15 protein-coding genes are annotated in these 17,937 nt (G+C 61.2%); 6 read left to right on the top strand and 9 right to left on the bottom strand.

Annotated features, from left to right (window positions below):
- Nucleotides 1-100: 100 nt before the first annotated feature.
- The 3 genes from QRN33_RS13395 to QRN33_RS13385 form a co-directional block, all read right to left on the bottom strand.
- Entirely contained in the window at nt 101-2,449 is a 2,349-nt protein-coding gene (locus tag QRN33_RS13395) for an FdhF/YdeP family oxidoreductase (protein WP_285408970.1), read from the bottom strand.
- A complete protein-coding gene (gene fdhD / locus QRN33_RS13390; protein ID WP_285408969.1) occupies nt 2,446-3,285 on the bottom strand; it encodes a formate dehydrogenase accessory sulfurtransferase FdhD in 840 nt (279 codons plus the stop codon). The genes QRN33_RS13395 and fdhD overlap by 4 nt, the downstream gene beginning before the upstream one ends.
- A 92-nt stretch (nt 3,286-3,377) precedes the next feature.
- Entirely contained in the window at nt 3,378-4,265 is an 888-nt protein-coding gene (locus QRN33_RS13385) for a LysR family transcriptional regulator (RefSeq protein WP_064363390.1), read from the bottom strand.
- A 137-nt stretch (nt 4,266-4,402) separates the two neighbouring features.
- On the opposite strand from QRN33_RS13385, the gene lysM reads away from it, so the two are divergent.
- Nucleotides 4,403-4,843 (top strand): peptidoglycan-binding protein LysM, encoded by a 441-nt coding sequence (gene lysM, locus QRN33_RS13380; protein ID WP_042608595.1) that lies wholly within the window; start codon nt 4,403-4,405, stop codon nt 4,841-4,843.
- 97 nt (nt 4,844-4,940) lie between these two features.
- On the opposite strand, the gene yrfG is transcribed toward lysM, so the two are convergent.
- Complete coding sequence (yrfG, locus tag QRN33_RS13375; RefSeq protein WP_159244953.1) at nt 4,941-5,603, bottom strand: GMP/IMP nucleotidase; 663 nt, start codon at nt 5,601-5,603, stop codon at nt 4,941-4,943.
- Nucleotides 5,604-5,691: 88 nt separating this feature from the next.
- Here yrfG and nudE point away from each other — a divergent pair, with 88 nt between their 5' ends.
- Both nudE and cysQ read left to right on the top strand, forming a co-directional pair.
- A complete protein-coding gene (gene nudE, locus QRN33_RS13370) occupies nt 5,692-6,261 on the top strand; it encodes an ADP compounds hydrolase NudE (protein ID WP_042608597.1) in 570 nt (189 codons plus the stop codon).
- Between the two features lie 7 nt (nt 6,262-6,268).
- Nucleotides 6,269-7,096 carry a 3'(2'),5'-bisphosphate nucleotidase CysQ gene (gene cysQ, locus QRN33_RS13365; RefSeq protein ID WP_285409007.1) on the top strand — a complete coding sequence of 276 codons (828 nt, stop codon included), beginning with the start codon at nt 6,269-6,271 and terminating at the stop codon, nt 7,094-7,096.
- A 203-nt stretch (nt 7,097-7,299) separates the two neighbouring features.
- On the opposite strand, the gene QRN33_RS13360 is transcribed toward cysQ, so the two are convergent.
- From QRN33_RS13360 to QRN33_RS13340, 5 genes are all read right to left on the bottom strand, one after another.
- Complete coding sequence (locus QRN33_RS13360) at nt 7,300-7,755, bottom strand: YiiD C-terminal domain-containing protein (protein ID WP_285408968.1); 456 nt, start codon at nt 7,753-7,755, stop codon at nt 7,300-7,302.
- The gene (locus QRN33_RS13355) at nt 7,752-9,134 is read right to left on the bottom strand and encodes a sigma-54-dependent transcriptional regulator (protein ID WP_042608600.1); all 1,383 of its coding nucleotides are present in this window, start codon (nt 9,132-9,134) and stop codon (nt 7,752-7,754) included. Before QRN33_RS13355 ends, QRN33_RS13360 begins: the two co-directional genes overlap by 4 nt.
- Entirely contained in the window at nt 9,131-10,939 is a 1,809-nt protein-coding gene (locus QRN33_RS13350; protein ID WP_285408967.1) for a sensor histidine kinase, read from the bottom strand. The genes QRN33_RS13355 and QRN33_RS13350 overlap by 4 nt, the downstream gene beginning before the upstream one ends.
- A 185-nt stretch (nt 10,940-11,124) precedes the next feature.
- Entirely contained in the window at nt 11,125-11,670 is a 546-nt protein-coding gene (gene rfbC, locus QRN33_RS13345; RefSeq protein WP_042608602.1) for a dTDP-4-dehydrorhamnose 3,5-epimerase, read from the bottom strand.
- 83 nt (nt 11,671-11,753) lie between these two features.
- The gene (locus tag QRN33_RS13340; protein WP_227973454.1) at nt 11,754-12,278 is read right to left on the bottom strand and encodes a DUF3916 domain-containing protein; all 525 of its coding nucleotides are present in this window, start codon (nt 12,276-12,278) and stop codon (nt 11,754-11,756) included.
- A 212-nt stretch (nt 12,279-12,490) separates the two neighbouring features.
- Here QRN33_RS13340 and QRN33_RS13335 point away from each other — a divergent pair, with 212 nt between their 5' ends.
- From QRN33_RS13335 to aguA, 3 genes are all read left to right on the top strand, one after another.
- On the top strand, nt 12,491-15,403 hold the full coding sequence (locus QRN33_RS13335; protein ID WP_285408966.1) for an aminotransferase: 2,913 nt from the start codon (nt 12,491-12,493) through the stop codon (nt 15,401-15,403).
- Between the two features lie 305 nt (nt 15,404-15,708).
- Nucleotides 15,709-16,587 (top strand): N-carbamoylputrescine amidase, encoded by an 879-nt coding sequence (gene aguB, locus QRN33_RS13330; protein ID WP_083353986.1) that lies wholly within the window; start codon nt 15,709-15,711, stop codon nt 16,585-16,587.
- Entirely contained in the window at nt 16,587-17,693 is a 1,107-nt protein-coding gene (aguA, locus tag QRN33_RS13325; protein WP_042608605.1) for an agmatine deiminase, read from the top strand. The genes aguB and aguA overlap by 1 nt, the downstream gene beginning before the upstream one ends.
- The last annotated feature ends 244 nt before the right edge of the window (nt 17,694-17,937 follow it).

Genomic DNA, 17,937 nt, shown 5'->3' with positions numbered 1-17,937 from the left:
GCGAGCAGGCTTACTCCTGCAGTGACCGCGTTTCTACAGACAGGACACGGTCAATTGTAGGAGTGAGCCTGCTCGCGATAGCAATCGTCCAGTCACCGCATCAAGCAGACTTGGCCATGATCAACCCAGTCTCACTCGCCGCTTCCAGCCGGATCGCAATGAACTTCGAGGTCGGCGTATGGCTGCCATCGCCAGTGCTTTCAAGCGGCACCAGCGGATTGACTTCCGGATAGTACGCCGCCGCCTGCCCGGCAGGGATGTCGAACGCCAACAATGTAAACCCTTTCACCCGACGCTCGCGACCGTCGTCCCAGATCGACACGATGTCAGCCTTCTGCCCCGGACGGAAGCCCAGACGAATGATGTCGGCCTCGTTGGCGAACAGCACGTCACGTTGGCCCTTCACGCCGCGATAACGGTCATCAAGTCCATAAATTGTCGTGTTGTACTGATCGTGAGAACGCATCGATTGCAAAATCAGATCCGGCACCTGGCCGGTGGCACGAGTGCGCTCGTGGACCAGATCTTTCGGCAACTGGTTGGCGCGGAAGTTGGCCCGGCCTGACGGCGTGTTCCACTTGCGTGCACCAGCGGAATTGCCCAGATAGAAGCCGCCCGGGTTTTTGATCTTCTCGTTGAAGTCTTTGAAGTTCGGGATGGTGTCGGCGATCAGTTCGCGAATGCGCCCGTAATCGGCCACCAGCCAGTTCCAGTCGACCGGTTGGCTGCCCAGAGTGGCGGCGGCGATGCCGGCGATGATCGACGGCTCCGAGCGCATCTGGTTCGACAGCGGCTGCAATTGGCCGTTGGAAGCGTGGACCATGCTGAACGAGTCTTCCACGGTCACCGCTTGCGCGCCTTCGGTCTGGATGTCGATATCGGTACGCCCCAGGCACGGCAGGATCAGCGCATCCTTGCCGTGAGCGAGGTGGCTGCGGTTGAGTTTGGTGCTGATCTGCACGGTCAGGTCGCAGTTGCGCAGTGCTTCAAAGGTACGCGAGCTGTCCGGGGTGGCCTGGGCAAAGTTGCCGCCCAACCCAATGAACACCTTGGCGCGACCTTCGGCCATCGCATGAATCGCCTCGACCACGTTGTGGCCGTTATGACGCGGCACCTTGAACTGGAAGCGACGTTCCAGCGAATCGAGGAACGCCACTGGCGGACGCTCGTTGATGCCCATGGTGCGGTCGCCCTGCACGTTGCTGTGACCGCGTACCGGGCACAGACCGGCGCCCGGCTTGCCGATGTTGCCGCGCAACAACATCAGGTTGGCTATCTCCTGAATGGTCGGCACCGAATGGCGGTGCTGGGTGATGCCCATGGCCCAGCACATGATCACGTTCTTGCCTTTGGCGTACATGCGCGCGGCTTGCTCGATCTCGACCAGCGTCAGGCCGGACTGCTCGACGATCTGCTCCCACGAGGTGTCGTCGACAGTGGCGAGATACTCCAGCACGTTGGCGCTGTGGGCATTGAGGAAATCATGGTCGAACACCGCCGGCTCGCCAGCCTTCTGCGCATCGCGCTCCCATTGCAGAAGGAACTTGGCCATGCCCCGTAGCACGGCCATGTCGCCGCCGAGTGCCGGGCGGAAGTAGGCGGTGTTGGTCGGCTTGTCGCCGTTGGTGAGCATTTCGATCGGGTGCTGTGGATGCTGGAAACGCTCCAGGCCCCGCTCCTTCAGCGGGTTGATGCACACCACCTGGGCGCCGCGTTTCACCGCTTCACGCAACGGTTCGAGCATGCGCGGATGGTTGGTGCCGGGGTTCTGGCCCCAGACGAAAATCGCGTCGGCGTGTTCGAAGTCATCGAAAGTCACCGTGCCTTTGCCAACACCGACGCTCTGCGCCAGCGCCACGCCGCTGGCCTCGTGGCACATGTTCGAGCAGTCAGGGAAATTGTTGGTGCCGTAAGCCCGTACGAACAACTGATACAGATACGCCGCTTCGTTGCTGGCGCGGCCCGAGGTGTAGAACTCGGCCTGATCCGGGCTCGGCAGATTGCGCAGGTGCTTGCCGATCAGGGTGAAGGCATCTTCCCAACTGATCGGCTTGTAGCGATCGGACTCGGCGTCGTAAACCATCGGCTCGGTCAGACGGCCCTGATATTCCAGCCAGTAGTCGCTCTGCTCCAGCAGCGACGTGACGCTGTGCTTGGCGAAGAATTTCGCATCGACGCGGCGCTTGGTCGCTTCCCAGTTCACCGCTTTGGCGCCGTTCTCGCAGAACTTGACCATGCCGCTTTCCGGCGAATCACCCCAGGCACAACCCGGGCAGTCAAAGCCGCCGTTCTGGTTGGTCTTGAGCATCATGCGCAGGTTTTTCAAGGCGTTGTCGCTGGTCAACCACGCCTGGGCCACACTGATCAGGGCGCCCCAGCCGCCGGCGGCGCCTTTGTAAGGCTTGTAGCGCGGAACAGGTTTCTGGTCGGCTTGATGATGTTGGCTCACGCTTGATTCTCCATCGCGGGGCTGTACACCCGCGGCGCACTTTTCTGCGGCAGGTGGATGAGATTGAGGTTGTGGCGCCGGGCCCATTGCACGGCCAGGCCGGTGGGTGCCGACAGGCTGACCAGGGTCTGGATGCCGGCACGCAAGACTTTCTGGATCAGTTCGAGGCTGCAACGGCTGGTGACAATCGCCAGCCCACCCTCGGTGGAAATTTTCTGGCGAATCAAACCGCCGATCAGCTTGTCCAGCGCGTTGTGCCGGCCGATGTCTTCGCGGCCGAGCAGCAATTCACCGCTGGCATTCATGAACACCGCCGCATGCACCGCGCCGCAGTGCTGGCCCAGCGGCTGGAACGCGCCGATGCGCTGGCGCAGGCCATCTAGCCACTCGATCGGTGGCAACGCTGCGCCCGGCAACACTTTAAGATCGGGCAACGCCTGTTCCACCGCTTCGACGCCGCAGAGTCCGCAACCGCTGGTGCCGGCCAACTGCCGACGCTGCTGCTTGAGATTCCAGAACGCCCGGTTGGCGATGGTCACCTGCGCGTATTGCGCCGAGCCTGCACCCGTCAGTTGCAGATCATAGATATCGCTGGAATCTTCGATGATGCCGCTGCCGAGGCTGAAACCGACGATGAAATCTTCGAGGTCAGTCGGGGTGACCAGCATCACTGCCTGGCTGATGCCGTTGTAGGCGATCGCCAACGCAACTTCCTCGGCCAGCGCGGTGCTGGCCGATGCCTCGAAGGATAAATCGCTGTAGCTGTAGGTCTGGCTGGCGACAGGCGCGGGCGTTTCGATTGCTGGCGCCGCGCAGGCTGGACGCTTGGCGTTCATGGCATCACCGACGGTTTGATCTAGGTCAAGACTAGGCGCGGCAAGTTGTCGCGTCTAATCGCTATTACCGATCTACCGATAGATGCCGTCGATCAAGCGTCTTTTGGCGATTTTTGATACAGCGCGAAACACGCCTCAGCCAGCGCTGAGCGCGGCGCACCACGGCGCATGATCAGGCCCAGCGGAGCGAGTGTGTGGGCATTCTCGATGGGTTGCAGACGCAGATGATCGGCGAGGGTTTCCGCGCCGCCGTCGAGCGGCATGATCGCGCAGCAAAAGCCGCCGTGTACCGCTTGCAGCAATTGATGCACGGCGTCGGTTTGCAGCAGCGGCTGCGGCGTCAGGCCCCGACTGTGGAAGTTGTGGTCGATGGACTGGCGAAAATGCATGCCGCTGGTGAGCATGCACAGCGGCAGCTCGATCAGCGATTCCCAGCTCAGGGGCGCTTCGCCGAAGCTGAACGAGCGCTCGTCGTAGAGCAGGCCCATGCGGGTCTCGTTGAAGGCCAGCGAATCGAAGCGCTCACTGTCCAGACGCTCCAGATAGGAAACGCCGATGTCGATGCGGTTGTTCGCCAAGTGTTCGAGCACCTGCTCGGAGCTTAGCGAGGACAGCTCGAAGCGCAGTTCCGGGTGCGCTGCGTGCAGACGTTGCATCAGCGGTAACGGATCGAAACTCGACAGTGGCACCACACCCAGGCGCAGCGTACCGATCAGGTTGCCGCGACAGGCCGCCGCTTCCGCCTGCAAGCCGTCGTAGGCCGCCAGTACCGTACGCGCCCAGGCCAGCACACGCTCGCCCGGCGCGGTGAAGCCTTCGAAGCGCTGGCCGCGGTTGACCAGTGGCAGATCAAGTTCTTCTTCAAGGCTGCGCAAACGCATCGACAGGGTCGGCTGGGTGATGTGGCAGCGCGCGGCGGCCTGGCCGAAATGGCGGGTTTCGTCGAGGGCGATGAGGAATTTCAGCTGCTTGATGTCCATCTTCGCTCCGGGCGGTTGGCGGGGTGTGGCGATTCTACCGCCTGCGGCGCGGCAGCGTCATTGGTCGGACTGGAACCGGGTTTGGCTGGGGTGGTCTAGGCTTGGACGACTGGAACCCAAATCAAGGAGTGTGTGCTATGAGTCTGTTGAGCTTTGTGAAAGAGGCCGGTGAGAAGCTGATTGATCTGTTGACCCCAGGCAATGCCAATGCGAGTGAGCAGTTGAAGGAACATATCAGCAAGGTCGGGTTGGGCAATCCCAACGTGCAGGCGACCGTGGATGGCGACAAGGTGACGGTGACCGGTGAAGTGGCGAGCCAGGAAGAAAAGGAAAAGGTTCTGCTTGCGCTAGGCAACATTGCGGGCGTAGGCAGCGTCGATGATCAGATCACCGTGACCGGCCCGGTTGTGGCGGCCGCCGAGCTTGTCGAGGTCAAGGCAGGTGACACGCTTAGTGCGATCTCACTGCGCGTCTATGGCAATGCCAACCAGTACCAGAAAATCTTCGATGCCAATAAACCGATGCTCAAGGATGTGAACAAGATCTATCCGGGACAAAAACTGCGCATTCCAAAATAACGCAGTCATGTAGGAGCTGCCGAAGGCTGCGATCTTTTGACTTTGATTTTTAAAACCAGGATCAAAAGATCGCAGCCTTCGGCAGCTCCTACAGGGATCAGAGTCCGGTAATGAGATCGCGATAATCCCCGACTGCAGCGAACTCCGCCGTGTCCTTCGGCCCTTTGCGGCTGTCGGGTTCTTTCACTGCGAGCAAATGCGCCACGCCAAAATCCCGTGCACTGCGCAGGATCGGCAAGGTGTCGTCGATAAACAGGCTGCGCGCCGGATCAAAACCGATGTCCGCCTGCAAGGCGTCCCAGAACTGTGGGTTCTCTTTGGGAAAACCATAGTCATGCGAGCTGATCAGCCGCTCGAAGTAGGGCGCCAGTTCGATCCGTTCCAGTTTCAACGACAGCGAATCGCGGTGCGCATTGGTGATCATGATCACCCGTTTGCCGGCACGCTTGATCGCGGCGAGAAAGGTGTCGGCATCCGCGCGCAGGGCAATCAAGTGCGCGGTTTCCTGTTTCAGTTCCCGCACCGACAGTTTCAGCTCCGCGCTCCAGAAATCCAGGCAGTACCACTGCAACTGGCCGGCGTGGCGTTCGAACAACGGCTGCAATTCCAGCTCTGCCATCGCCCGGCTGATGCCGTGCAGTTCGGCGTAGCGCTGGGGCAGGTGCTCGAGCCAGAAATGGTTGTCGAAGTGCAGATCCAGCAGCGTGCCGTCCATGTCGAGCAGAACGGTATCGATGTCGGACCACGGTAAAGAGGGCATGGCAACGTCTCGAACGGTGAAAGGATATCCGACGCAAACAATCGGGAAAGCCGCGTTATAGTAGCGCGTTCACGCCAAGGAGCTTTGCATGCGCCAGAAACCCACCGTACTTGCCCGCGAGATCGTCGCCACCAGTCGCCTGTTTCGCGTCGAAGAACTCAAGCTGCGATTTTCCAATGGCGTGGAGCGCACCTACGAGCGTCTCGTCGGCAAAGGCGCGGGGTATGGCGCGGTAATGATCGTCGCGATGCTCGACGCCGAGCATGCGGTGCTGATCGAAGAGTATTGCGGCGGGACCGAGGAGTACGAACTGTCTCTGCCCAAAGGCCTGATCGAGCCGGGCGAAGATGTGCTGGCGGCGGCCGAGCGGGAGCTCAAGGAAGAGGCCGGTTATGGCGCGCGCCAACTGGAGCATCTGACCGAGCTGTCGCTGTCGCCCGGTTACATGAGTCAGAAGATTCAAGTCGTCCTCGCCACTGATCTTTACGAGGAACGGCTGGAAGGCGATGAGCCTGAGCCGATGCGCGTCGATAAGGTCAATCTGCGCGAACTGTCGGCGCTGGCGCTCAATCCGCAATTTACCGAAGGCCGCGCGTTGGCGGCGCTGTATTTGACCCGTGACCTGCTGACCCAGCGCGGGGTGTTCAGCTATGAGTGAGACGTTGATGAATTTTCCCCATCCGTTGATGGCACCGGTGGTCGAGCTGGCGTTACAGGCCGGCGAGGCGATTCTGCCGTTCTGGCGTGCCGGTGTTGAAGTCACGGCCAAGTCCGATGATTCCCCGGTGACGGCTGCTGACATGGCAGCACATCACCTGATCGTTGCCGGGCTGACGGCGCTTGATCCGAGCATTCCAGTGCTGTCCGAAGAGGACGCCGATATCCCGCAGAACGTGCGCGCCGGCTGGCAGCGCTGGTGGCTGGTGGATCCGCTGGACGGCACCAAGGAGTTCATCAGCGGCAGCGAGGAGTTCACCGTCAACATCGCACTGATCGAAAACGGCCGGGTGGTGTTTGGCGTGGTGACGATGCCGACCAACGGTCGTTTTTACGTCGGCGGCGCCGAACTGGGTGCCTGGCGTGGCGACAAGGACGCAACGCCGGTGCCGATTCAGGTGCGCGACGTGCCTGCGCCGGGCGAGGCGTTTACTGTTGTCGCCAGCCGCCGCCATTCAAGTCCTGAGCAAGAGCGTCTGTTGGCCGGGTTGAGCGCGAGTCTCGGTGAGCTGCAACTGACCAGTATTGGCAGTTCGTTGAAATTTTGCCTGTTGGCCGAAGGTGCTGCCGATTGCTATCCACGCCTGGCGCCCACTTCGCAGTGGGACACGGCGGCAGCTCAGGGCGTGCTGGAAGGGGCGGGTGGCGAGGTGCTGGATCTGAGCGGCGAGGCGTTCAGTTATCCGCCGCGGGAATCGCTGTTGAACGAGTTCTTTCTGGCGCTGCCGGCGAAGGCTGCATGGCGCGAGAGATTGTTGGAGTTGGCTCGAGGTTAACTGCTGATCCGGAATTCCCCCTCACCCCAACCCTCTCCCCCGGGAGAGGGCTTGGGTGAGGGGTCTGGCGCTATGCATGGACCTGGAGAATCGAGTCGATTGTGGATTCGGCGAAGCAGTTTCAGGTCGACTTGAATCTGCAGCATCCCCGTATCGGTTCCCTCTCCCTCGCGAGAGGGCTAGGGTGAGGGGGCTTTTGATCTTCAGCGGTGCAACACGTACTGCCCGGTAAATCTCACCGCCTCGGCCTGACTTCCCGCATTCAGGATCCGCGTATCCAGCGTCAACCGCGCCCGCCCATAACGCCGATACATCGCCAAAAACCGCTTCCACACCGCTGCATCCGGCGGCGGACATATGGCCACGGCGTCCCCGGTCACGGGCAGCGGATAACTGATCTGCCCTTCCTGGATGACGATGTGTCCGTCGGTAATCCCTTCTTCTTTCAGACTTAAATGCAACCAGCCCCAACCGGCCAGCACCGCGCCGCAGTAGAGGCTGCCGCCAAACAGGGTGCTCTTGTGATTGACGTTGGGCGCGAGGGGCAGGTGCAGGCTCAATTGCTGCTCTCGCCACTCAAGCACCTTGAGTCCCATCTCGACGGTCAGCGGAATGTCGTGATGCAGCACCGTTTCCAGGTATTCGCTTGCGCTGCTCATTCGCTCTCTTCCCCGTGGCTGCTGTCGCCGAAATTCAGGCCATGTTTGCGCAACTTGTCGTGCAGAGTCTTGCGCGGAATACCCAAGGCTTCGGCGAGGCTGCGTACCGAACTGTGCGAGCGCGCCAGTTCGGCGGCGATCAACGACTTCTCGAAATTTTCCACTTGCTCGCTGAGGCCGCCGTTGACCACTTCCACAGGCGCGGCGCCGCTGCCGTCAGCGCTGCTATCCAATGCCAGCTCCAGGCCCAGCGCAAAACGCTCGGCGGCATTTTGCAATTCGCGTACGTTGCCCGGCCAGGTGTGGCGCAGCAGCAATGCGCGTTGCGCCGGTTGCAGTTCGTGGGGCGGCAAACCGTGGCGAGCGCTGGCTTCGTCGGCGTAATGCTGGAACAGCACCAATGCGTCTTCACCACGTTCGCGCAGGGGCGGGATACGCAGCGGTGCGACGTTGAGGCGGTAATACAAGTCGGCGCGGAAGCGGCCCTGGTCCGCCGCCTGGCGCAGGTCTTCCTTGGTCGCGGCGATGACCCGGATGTCCAGCGGGATCAACTGATTGCCGCCCAGGCGTTCGACGACCCGCTCTTGCAGCATGCGCAGCAATTTCACTTGCACGTCCATGCTCATACTCTCGATTTCGTCGAGGAACAGCGTGCCGCCGTTGGCGAATTCGAATTTGCCGATGCGGCGCTTCTGCGCGCCGGTGAAGGCGCCGGGCTCGTGGCCGAACAACTCGCTTTCCACCACCGATTCGGCGAGTGCGCCGGCGTTGATCGCCACGAACGGACCGTTGCGCCGGCTCGACAAGTCATGCAGCGCACGGGCAACGACCTCTTTGCCGGCGCCGGTTTCGCCGAGGATCAGCACGTCGGCCTTGGTCGCGGCCAGCGCGCCGATCTGCTCACGCAGGCGCAGCATCGGCGTCGAGTGGCCAACCAGTCGCGCGCTCAGTTCGTTGCGGTCGCTCAAGGCCAGACGCAGGCTGCGGTTGTCCAGCACCAGACGCCGTAACGAGAGGGCGCGACGCACGCTGTCGAGCAGGGCATCGCTGGCAAAGGGTTTTTCCAGAAAGTCGTAAGCGCCGGCGCGCATCGCCTGCACCGCCAGCGGTACGTCGCCATGGCCGGTGATCAGCAGCACCGGCAACTCGGGATCCTGTGCATGCAATTCATTGAGCAGTTCGAGGCCGTCCATACCCGGCATGCGAATGTCGCTGACCACCACACCCGGCCAGTCACGCTCAAGCTGTGCGGCCAGGCCTTTGGCTTCGGACAGTGGCAGGATTTTCAGACCGGCCAGGTCCAGGGTCTGGCCGAGGGCCTGGCGCAGGTGCGGATCGTCGTCGATCAACACTACCTGGATGCGATTGTCGATGGTCATGCACTTCGATCCTCGGACGGTTGCAGGCTGACTCCGGGCGCACCGGCGCGCAGGCGCAGGGTGATCAGGGCGCCGCCTTGCTTGTGGTTGGCGAACGACAGCTCACCACCGAAGGCGCGCATCAGCGTTTCGCAAATGGCCAGCCCCAGACCCAGGCCTTGCGTGCGGGTCTTGGTGGTGTAGAAGGGCTCGCTGGCGCGGCCAAGGGCTTCCATACAGAACCCGGGGCCGTTGTCGCGAATGTACAGATTGACGCCGTCGGCGGTGGCTTGGGCGCTCAGCCACAATTTGCGCGGCGGGCCTTTTTCGGTCAGCGCATCAAGCGCGTTGGCCAGCAGATTGCCGAGCACTTGGCGCAATCGGGTTTCGCCGGCCTCGACCCACAGCGTGGCGGCAGGCAGGTCGCGGATCAGCTCGACTTCCATACTGCGCCGACGTTTGGCCAGCAATGCCAGCGCATCGTCCAGCGCCGGTTGCAGCGCGACACTTTCCGGTGCGTGGCGATCGCGGCGGGCGAAGGCGCGCAGGTGGGCGATGATCGAGGCCATACGCCCGGTCAGTTCGCTGATCAGTTTGAGGTTGCCGCGGGCGTCGTCGGTGCGCTGATGGTCGAGCAGCACCTCGGCGTTCTCTGCATAACTGCGAATCGCCGCCAGTGGCTGATTGAGTTCGTGGCTGATGCTCGCCGACATGGTGCCCAGCGCCGACAGCTTGCCGGCCTGAACCAGATCGTCCTGGGCGCGCACCAGCTCCTGCTGCGCGTGCTCACGCTCGAGCACTTCCTGCTTCAGGCGTCGGTTGAGGCCTTCCAGATCGCTGGTCCGTTCGGCGACCCGGCCTTCCAGCTCGCGGCGGGCCTTGGCTTCGAAGGCGATGCGCTCCAGATAATGCCGACGCCGCTGCATCATCAAACCCACCAGCAGCATGACCACCAGCAGCGTGGCGCCGCCAATCGCGACTACGGTGCGCACCGGGCGATCGATCAATGTGCGCGGGGCGAGAATGCTCACGCTCCAGCCGGTTTCGGCAATGTCGTGGGTCTGCGTCAGCCACGCGTCAGGGCTGAGGTTCAGCGGTCTGGGTTCGCGGGTCGGGTAGGGCTGGATCGCGGTGATCGCGGCGCGCTCGGAATCACTCAGTTCCCGGGTTGATCGGAAACGCCACTCCGGACGCGAGGTAAGAATGACCACGCCGTTGTGGTCGGTCACCAGCAATTGCTCAGGGGTTTTGCCCCACAGGCTTTCGGTGTGGTCGAGGTCGACCTTGATCACCAGCACGCCGATGATTTTCTCGCCGTTGCGCACGGCAGCGGCGAAGAAATAACCGCGTTTGGCCGAGGTGGTGCCGAGGCCGAAGAAGCGTCCGAGGCGTCCGGCCATGGCTTCGCTGAAATACGGGCGGAAGGCGAAGTTGCGGCCGACGAAGCTGTCACGCTTGTCCCAGTTGGAGGCCGCCAGGGTCTGGCCGGATGTATCCATCAGATACATGACTTCAGCGCCGGTCTGCGCGGCGATGTTTTTCAGCAGGCGATTGGCGTTGCCTTGGGTCACGCCGTCGTCCGGCGCACCGAGCACCGCACGCAGGGCGGGCAGGTCGCCGAGGATCTGCGGCAGCACTTCATAGCGATGCAGGGTGCCGAGCAGGTTGGCGACGTAAAGGTCGAGGGTCTGGCGATTCTGCCCGGCGAGTTCGCTGCGGTAATAGCGTTCGGCAAGGTGTTCCAGCGGCCACAGCAGCGGCGCCAGGCACAGGGCCAACAGCGCGAGGCTGCGCCAGCGAGGTCTGCGGGGGAGTGTTGGTTTCATGAGCCGGATACGCCTGTAGGGACAGGCGCATTATGCCTCTGCTCTGTACGAAAACTGCCTGCGCGTCGATCATGCTGCGTTAAAAACAGGCTCGGAATGCTCATTTAGGGGGCCTGGACTCCGCTTCCTCGCCTGTTTTTGCCTTGCCTGATCACCGCTTGGCGAGTTTTCGTCCAGACCTGGCCTCAGGCGAAGACGTCAGCGTCCTTGAAAAGTGCGGCCGCCTGATCCTTGGTCGACAGTTTCGGCGCTGCGTCCAGTTGCCAGTCGATGCCCAGGTCCGGGTCATCCCAGCGGATCGCGCGTTCGGCTGAGGGCGAGTAGTAATCAGTGGTCTTGTAAAGAAATTCGGCGTAATCACTCAGCACCACAAAGCCATGGGCAAAACCCTCCGGTATCCACATCTGCCGGTGGTTGTCGGCAGACAGCCGCACGGCCACCCATTTGCCGAAATCGGGCGAGCTGCGGCGGATGTCCACGGCAACATCGAGCACTTCACCGGCGGTCACCCGAACCAGTTTGCCCTGGGTTTGCTGCAGTTGGTAATGCAGGCCACGCAGTACGCCTTTTTGTGACCGCGAATGGTTGTCCTGCACAAATTGAACATCGAGGCCGGTTGCTTCCAGAAACGCCTTGGCGTTGAAACTCTCGTAGAAAAAACCGCGCTCGTCACCAAACACCTTCGGTTCGATGATCAGAACACCGGGCAGGTCGGTGGTGATTACATTCATGAGTATTTCCATAGATTCAAGGCGAACGGGCGACATTCTTGCGCAAAGCGCTGCGAGGCGCGAGTGCCGGCTGCGTAGAGGCGTCAATCCACCTCGCCAAAATACCAGCGTTCCTCCTGGTAATACTGGCCATCCCAGCCCTCAACCTCGTAGCGCAAGCCTCGCTCTCCCATGCCCTGTGGCAAAACCAGGCCCCATTCCAGAGACAGGCTTCTGCCGGTTTCCACATATTCGCTGTCGGAGGCAGGTATATGACCGCGGTGATATTCCAGATCCGCATAGATACAGATTTCGCTGGAAAACATACCGGGAACACAAATGGCTGCGACCACCCTGCAGTCAAGCGCATGCTCCGGTCGGGCCAGGCGTAGATGCTGCGCCGCGTCGATCAAGTGCTGGGCGCATTGCCTTTTCAGGTCGGGTGTCGCCTGTTTTCCTTCGACCATCGACATGTGGATTGGAATTTTCCAGTTCCAGTACTTGTCCTCGAGCGTGAGATCCGCTGGAAAGTATCCCTCGAAATCAGCGGCCCAGGCCGCCAGAGCTCGTAAGCGGCGCGGAATGTTGCGGACTTTTTTATTCGAAAGGGCGAGGCGACGATGGGACATGACTTGGTCTTGCATCCGTGCTGTGAAATTCAGGGCGCAGGTTGCACAGAGCTGCACGGAAACACAATCTGAAAGTCATGTAGGAAAATTTGACTGGAAGGCTTTCGCGACGGCAGGGCGGCCTTCTTCTGGTCGGTCTTCGTTATAAAGGGTTGCGTATCGCCGGGAGCAATGGCGATATAAGCGCCTAATAAAATGTCAGGGGTCGTTTCATGCCGCTCGCCACGTTGATTCATCGCGCCAGTTTGCCCGGTCCGCAGGTTTCAGAAGCGCAGGCGCTGCAATGGCTGGCCGAATATTACGGGCTTGGCGGCACCTTGCAGGCGCTGGGCAGCCAGCAGGATCTGAATTATCGCGTCGACAGTGCGCGTGGGCGCTTCGTGTTGAAAGTCTGTCGGGGCGACTACGCGCTTTCGGAGCTGCAGGCCCAGCACGCCGGGCTCAAGTATCTGGCCGAGCACTCGGCGATCAAGGTACCGCGCGTGATCGCTGCCAATAACGGTGAAGACCTGTTGGCGCTGCACGCCAATGGCGAAGCGGTACATGTGCGGTTGCTGGAGTACATCGACGGGCAGCCGTTGACCGATTTCGATCATCTTGGTCAGGACGTGGTCGCCGGTTTTGGCCGACTCTGTGGCGAGATGGATCTGGCGCTGGCAGGCTTCGATCACCCCGGCCTCGAGCGCACCTTGCAGTGGGACGCGCGCCATGCCAACGCGTTGATCAATCACCTGTTGCCGGTGATCAGCGACGAGCAGCAGCGCGCGGCGATAGGCGCTGCCGCCGAGCGCGCCGAGCGCCATTTGCGGCCGCTGCTGGACAAGTTGCCGGTGCAGGCGATTCACATGGATATCACCGATGACAATGTCGTCTGGCAGCGCGATGTTCAGCGCCATTGGCAGTTACAAGGGGTGATCGATTTCGGTGATCTGGTGCGTACGTGGCGTATCACCGATCTCTCGGTGACCTGTGCGGCTTTGCTGCATCACGCCGATGGCGATCCGTTTGTCATCCTGCCGGCGGTCAAGGCGTATCACGCGGTCAATCCGTTGCACTACGAAGAGCTGCAAGCGCTGTGGCCGTTGATCGTCGCGCGAGCGGCGGTGCTGGTGCTCAGTGGCGAGCAGCAGGTGAGCGTCGATCCGGGCAATACCTACAGCCGCGACAACCTCAGTCATGAGTGGGAGATCTTCCGCGTCGCGACCTCGGTGCCACTGGCGCTGATGGAGGCGGCGATTCTGACGGCCGTGGGCCAGTCCCTGCCCGGTGTCGAAAACATTCAATTTGCACCACTGCTGCCCGGCCTGGTCGGGCGCGAATTTGCCCTGATCGACTTGGGTGTGCTGAGCCCGCACTTCGAGGCCGGCAATTGGGAGCAGCAGGGCATTGATCAGCGTTTGCTGAAAGAGGCCGCAACGGTGCACGGGCTGGCGGCCACGCGTTATGGCCAGTGCCGCTTGTCACGCACGCGGCCGGACAGCGCGACCGAACCGGATACGTTCCCGCTGCATGTCGAATTGCATGTGCCGCCTGGAACCGACGTGCAAGCACCGTTCGCCGGCGTTCTGAGTCAAACGGCGGACGGTGCGCTGCGGCTTGACGGGCCGCAGTTCAGTGTTCGGCTATGGGGCGTGACGCCATTCCCTGGCCCTGGCGCAGCGCTGGACCATGGCCAGCGAATCGGTAAGGTCAGCGGGCCTTTGCTCGTGCAATTGTGCCGAGCAGCAGAGCTCGACGCGCCGCTGTTCTGCACGCCGTCCCGGGCGCGGGCCTGGCAGGCGTTGTGCCCGTCACCGGCGACGTTGCTTGGCCTCGCCTGCGACGCCGAGCCAGAGCTGGACGCGCAAACCCTGCTCGCGCGTCGCGATGCCAGTTTCGCCCGTACGCAAAAACACTATTACGTCGACCCGCCACGCATCGAGCGCGGCTGGCGCAATCACCTGATCGACATGCACGGCCGATCGTATCTGGACATGCTCAACAACGTTGCAGTCCTGGGCCACGGCCACCCGCGCATGGCGGCGGTCGCGGCGCGGCAATGGTCGTTGCTTAATACCAACTCGCGGTTCAACTATGCGGCAGTCGCCGAGTTTTCCGAACGCTTGCTCAAGCTCGCACCGAAGGGCATGGATCGGGTGTTCCTGGTCAACAGCGGCAGCGAGGCCAATGACCTGGCGATTCGCCTGGCCTGGGCCTACAGCGGCGGGCGCGACATGATCAGTGTCCTCGAGGCCTATCACGGCTGGACGGTCGGCGCCGATGCGGTTTCAACGTCGATTGCCGACAACCCGAAAGCTCTGGAAAGCCGCCCGGACTGGGTGCACCCAGTGACGGCGCCGAACACCTATCGCGGCGAATTCCGTGGCCCCGATTCGGCACCGGATTACGTGCGCAGCGTCGAACATCATCTGCGAAAACTTGCCGAGCAGAAGCGGCAACTGGCCGGTTTCATTTGCGAGCCGGTGTACGGCAATGCCGGCGGTATTTCGTTGCCGGCGGGTTATCTGCAAAAGGTCTATGCGCTGGTGCGTGCACAGGGCGGGGTGTGCATCGCTGACGAGGTGCAGGTCGGTTATGGGCGCATGGGCAAATTCTTTTGGGGCTTCGAAGATCAGGCCGTGGTGCCGGACATCATCACCATGGCCAAAGGCATGGGCAACGGTCAGCCTCTTGGCGCGGTGATAACTCGTCGAGAGATAGCCGAGGGGCTGGAGGCCGAGGGCTACTTCTTCTCCTCGGCGGGCGGCAGTCCGGTCAGTTGTCAGATCGGCATGGCAGTGCTCGACGTTATGGAAGAAGAAAAACTCTGGGAGAACGCGCAGGTGGTCGGCGACCACTTCAAGGCGCGACTGGAAGCGTTGATCGATAAACATCCGCTGGTTGGCGCGGTACACGGCTCAGGGTTTTATCTGGGGCTCGAGCTGATCCGCAATCGGCAGACGCTGGAGCCGGCGACTGCAGAGACTGCGTTGCTGTGTGATCGCCTGCGTGAACTGGGGATTTTCATGCAGCCGACCGGCGATGACTTGAACATCCTCAAGATCAAACCACCGATGGTGACGTCGCGCCAGAGCGTGGATTTCTTTGTCGATATGCTGGATCGGGTGCTTACCGAAGGCTTGTAAGCAAGGCACATCCCATGTGGGAGCGAGCCTGCTCGCGAAAGCTGTGTATCAGTCGCCACATGCGGTGACAGACACACCGCATTCGCGAGCAGGCTCGCTCCCACATTTGTATTCGGTCTAAAGTTCGATTTGTATCGATTTGCTACGCGTTTAAATAGCGTATTTTCTTATTTATAGGTTTTAAAGCCGATATTTATCGGTTATAAAGTCGCCATTGCCCCGGCCTTGGCGATCTCTTGTCCGGTGCGCGCGTTTCTTTTCGGTCGAATTCGTCGACCGTCAAAGCACTAGCCCGGAGATGATTCATGAGCCGTATCGTTACCGTCGCCGCCACGCAGATGGCCTGTTCGTGGGATCTTGAAGCCAACCTCGAAACTGCTGAAAGGCTGGTACGTGAAGCCGCCGCCAAAGGTGCGCAGATCATCCTCATTCAAGAGCTGTTCGAGGCACCGTACTTTTGCCAGAAGCCGAATCCGGATTACCTGCAACTGGCAACGACCGTTGAAGAAAACGTCGCCATCAGGCATTTCCAGAAAATCGCCCAAGAACTTCAAGTGGTGTTGCCGATCAGCTTCTACGAGCTGGCCGGGCGGGCGCGCTTCAACAGCATCGCGATCATCGACGCTGATGGCAGCAACCTCGGGATTTATCGTAAAAGCCACATCCCGGACGGCCCGGGCTATCACGAGAAGTATTACTTCAACCCGGGCGACACCGGTTTCAAAGTGTGGAACACCCGTTACGCGAAAATCGGCGTAGGCATCTGCTGGGATCAGTGGTTTCCGGAAGCGGCCCGCAGCATGGCCCTGCAAGGCGCGGAAATCCTGTTCTATCCGACCGCCATTGGCAGCGAGCCACACGACAACAGCATTTCTTCGCGCGATCACTGGCAACGTGTGCAGCAGGGCCATGCCGGCGCCAACCTGATGCCGCTGATCGCCAGCAATCGCATCGGCAACGAAGAACAGGACGGCTATGACATCACTTTCTATGGCTCTTCGTTCATCGCCAACCAGTTCGGTGAAAAAGTGCAGGAGCTGAATAAAACCGAAGAAGGTATTCTTGTGCACACGTTCAACCTCGACGAGCTGGAGCATATTCGCAGCGCGTGGGGTTCATTCCGCGACCGCCGGCCGAATCTGTACGGCGCGTTGAAAACCCTCGACGGTTCCCTGGAGTCCTGATGACCACATTGAAAAGTACCCCACGCGCCGACGGCTTCTACATGCCGGCCGAGTGGGCGCCTCAAACCCAGACCTGGATGATCTGGCCCGAGCGCCCGGACAACTGGCGTCTGGGTGGCAAACCGGCGCAGGCCGCGCACGTCGCGGTAGCCAAAGCCATCGCCCGTTTCGAGCCAGTGACCGTTGCCGTCTCCGCCGGCCAGTACGAAAACGCCCGCGCGCGTCTCGATGTGCCGAATATCCGCGTGGTGGAAATGTCCAGCGACGACGCCTGGGTTCGCGACAGCGGCCCGACCTTCGTCATCAACAACCGTGGCGAAGTGCGCGGTGTGAACTGGGATTTCAACGCCTGGGGTGGTTTCGATGGCGGTCTGTATGCGCCGTGGAATCGTGACTCGCAGGTCGGCGGCAAAATCCTCGAGATCGAGCGCAGCCCGCGCTACCGCACCGAAGGTTTCGTGCTCGAAGGCGGTTCGATTCATGTCGACGGCGAAGGCACTTTGATCACCACCGAAGAATGCCTGCTCAACCGCAATCGCAACCCGCACCTGAGCCGCGAAGAAATCGAAGCGGTGCTCAGTGACAACCTGTCCGTGGACAAGATCATCTGGCTGCCGGATGGTCTGTTCAACGACGAAACCGACGGCCACGTGGATAACTTCTGCTGCTACGTGCGCCCGGGTGAAGTATTGCTGGCGTGGACCGACGATCCGCAGGATCCGAACTATCCACGTTGCCAGGCCGCAATGCGCGTGCTGCAAGACAGCACCGACGCCAAGGGCCGCCCGTTCACGGTGCACAAAATGCCGATTCCGGGGCCGTTGTATGCGACCGAGGAAGAGTGCGCCGGGGTCGATCCGGTGGACGGCTCGCAGGAGCGTAATCCGTCCGTGCGCCTGGCCGGTTCCTACGTGAATTTCCTGATCGTCAACGGCGGCATCATCGCGCCGAGCTTCGATGACCCGATGGACGCGCCAGCCAAGGAAATCCTGCAGAAGCTGTTCCCGCAGCACGAAGTGGTGATGGTGCCGGGCCGCGAACTGTTACTGGGTGGCGGCAATATTCACTGCCTTACCCAGCAACAGCCGGCGCCGCACAAAGAGTGAGTTGAGTCGTAACAGCTTGAGTTGGTTAACAAATCAGCCTGGCAATGATTAGCTCGCTACACATGAAAGCAAGCCCGCAGCCCGTCAGGACCGCGGGCTTGTTTGTATCCGCCGGTCGCTGCTCGGCGCGCTTTGGCATAGCTCTTGTATTGCTTCTGTTGCACTAGGGAGGGCGGGGAACTTCAACAGTTCTGTCACAAACCTTGGATAACTTAGCCGCTCATGAACGGGGGAGAGCGCTGAA

The organism is Pseudomonas sp. FR229a, assembly GCF_030209115.1.
GTDB lineage: Bacteria > Pseudomonadota > Gammaproteobacteria > Pseudomonadales > Pseudomonadaceae > Aquipseudomonas > Aquipseudomonas moraviensis_A.
The sequence above is the reverse complement of the archived record's forward strand: the minus strand, read 5'-3'. Positions and strand labels throughout refer to the sequence as shown.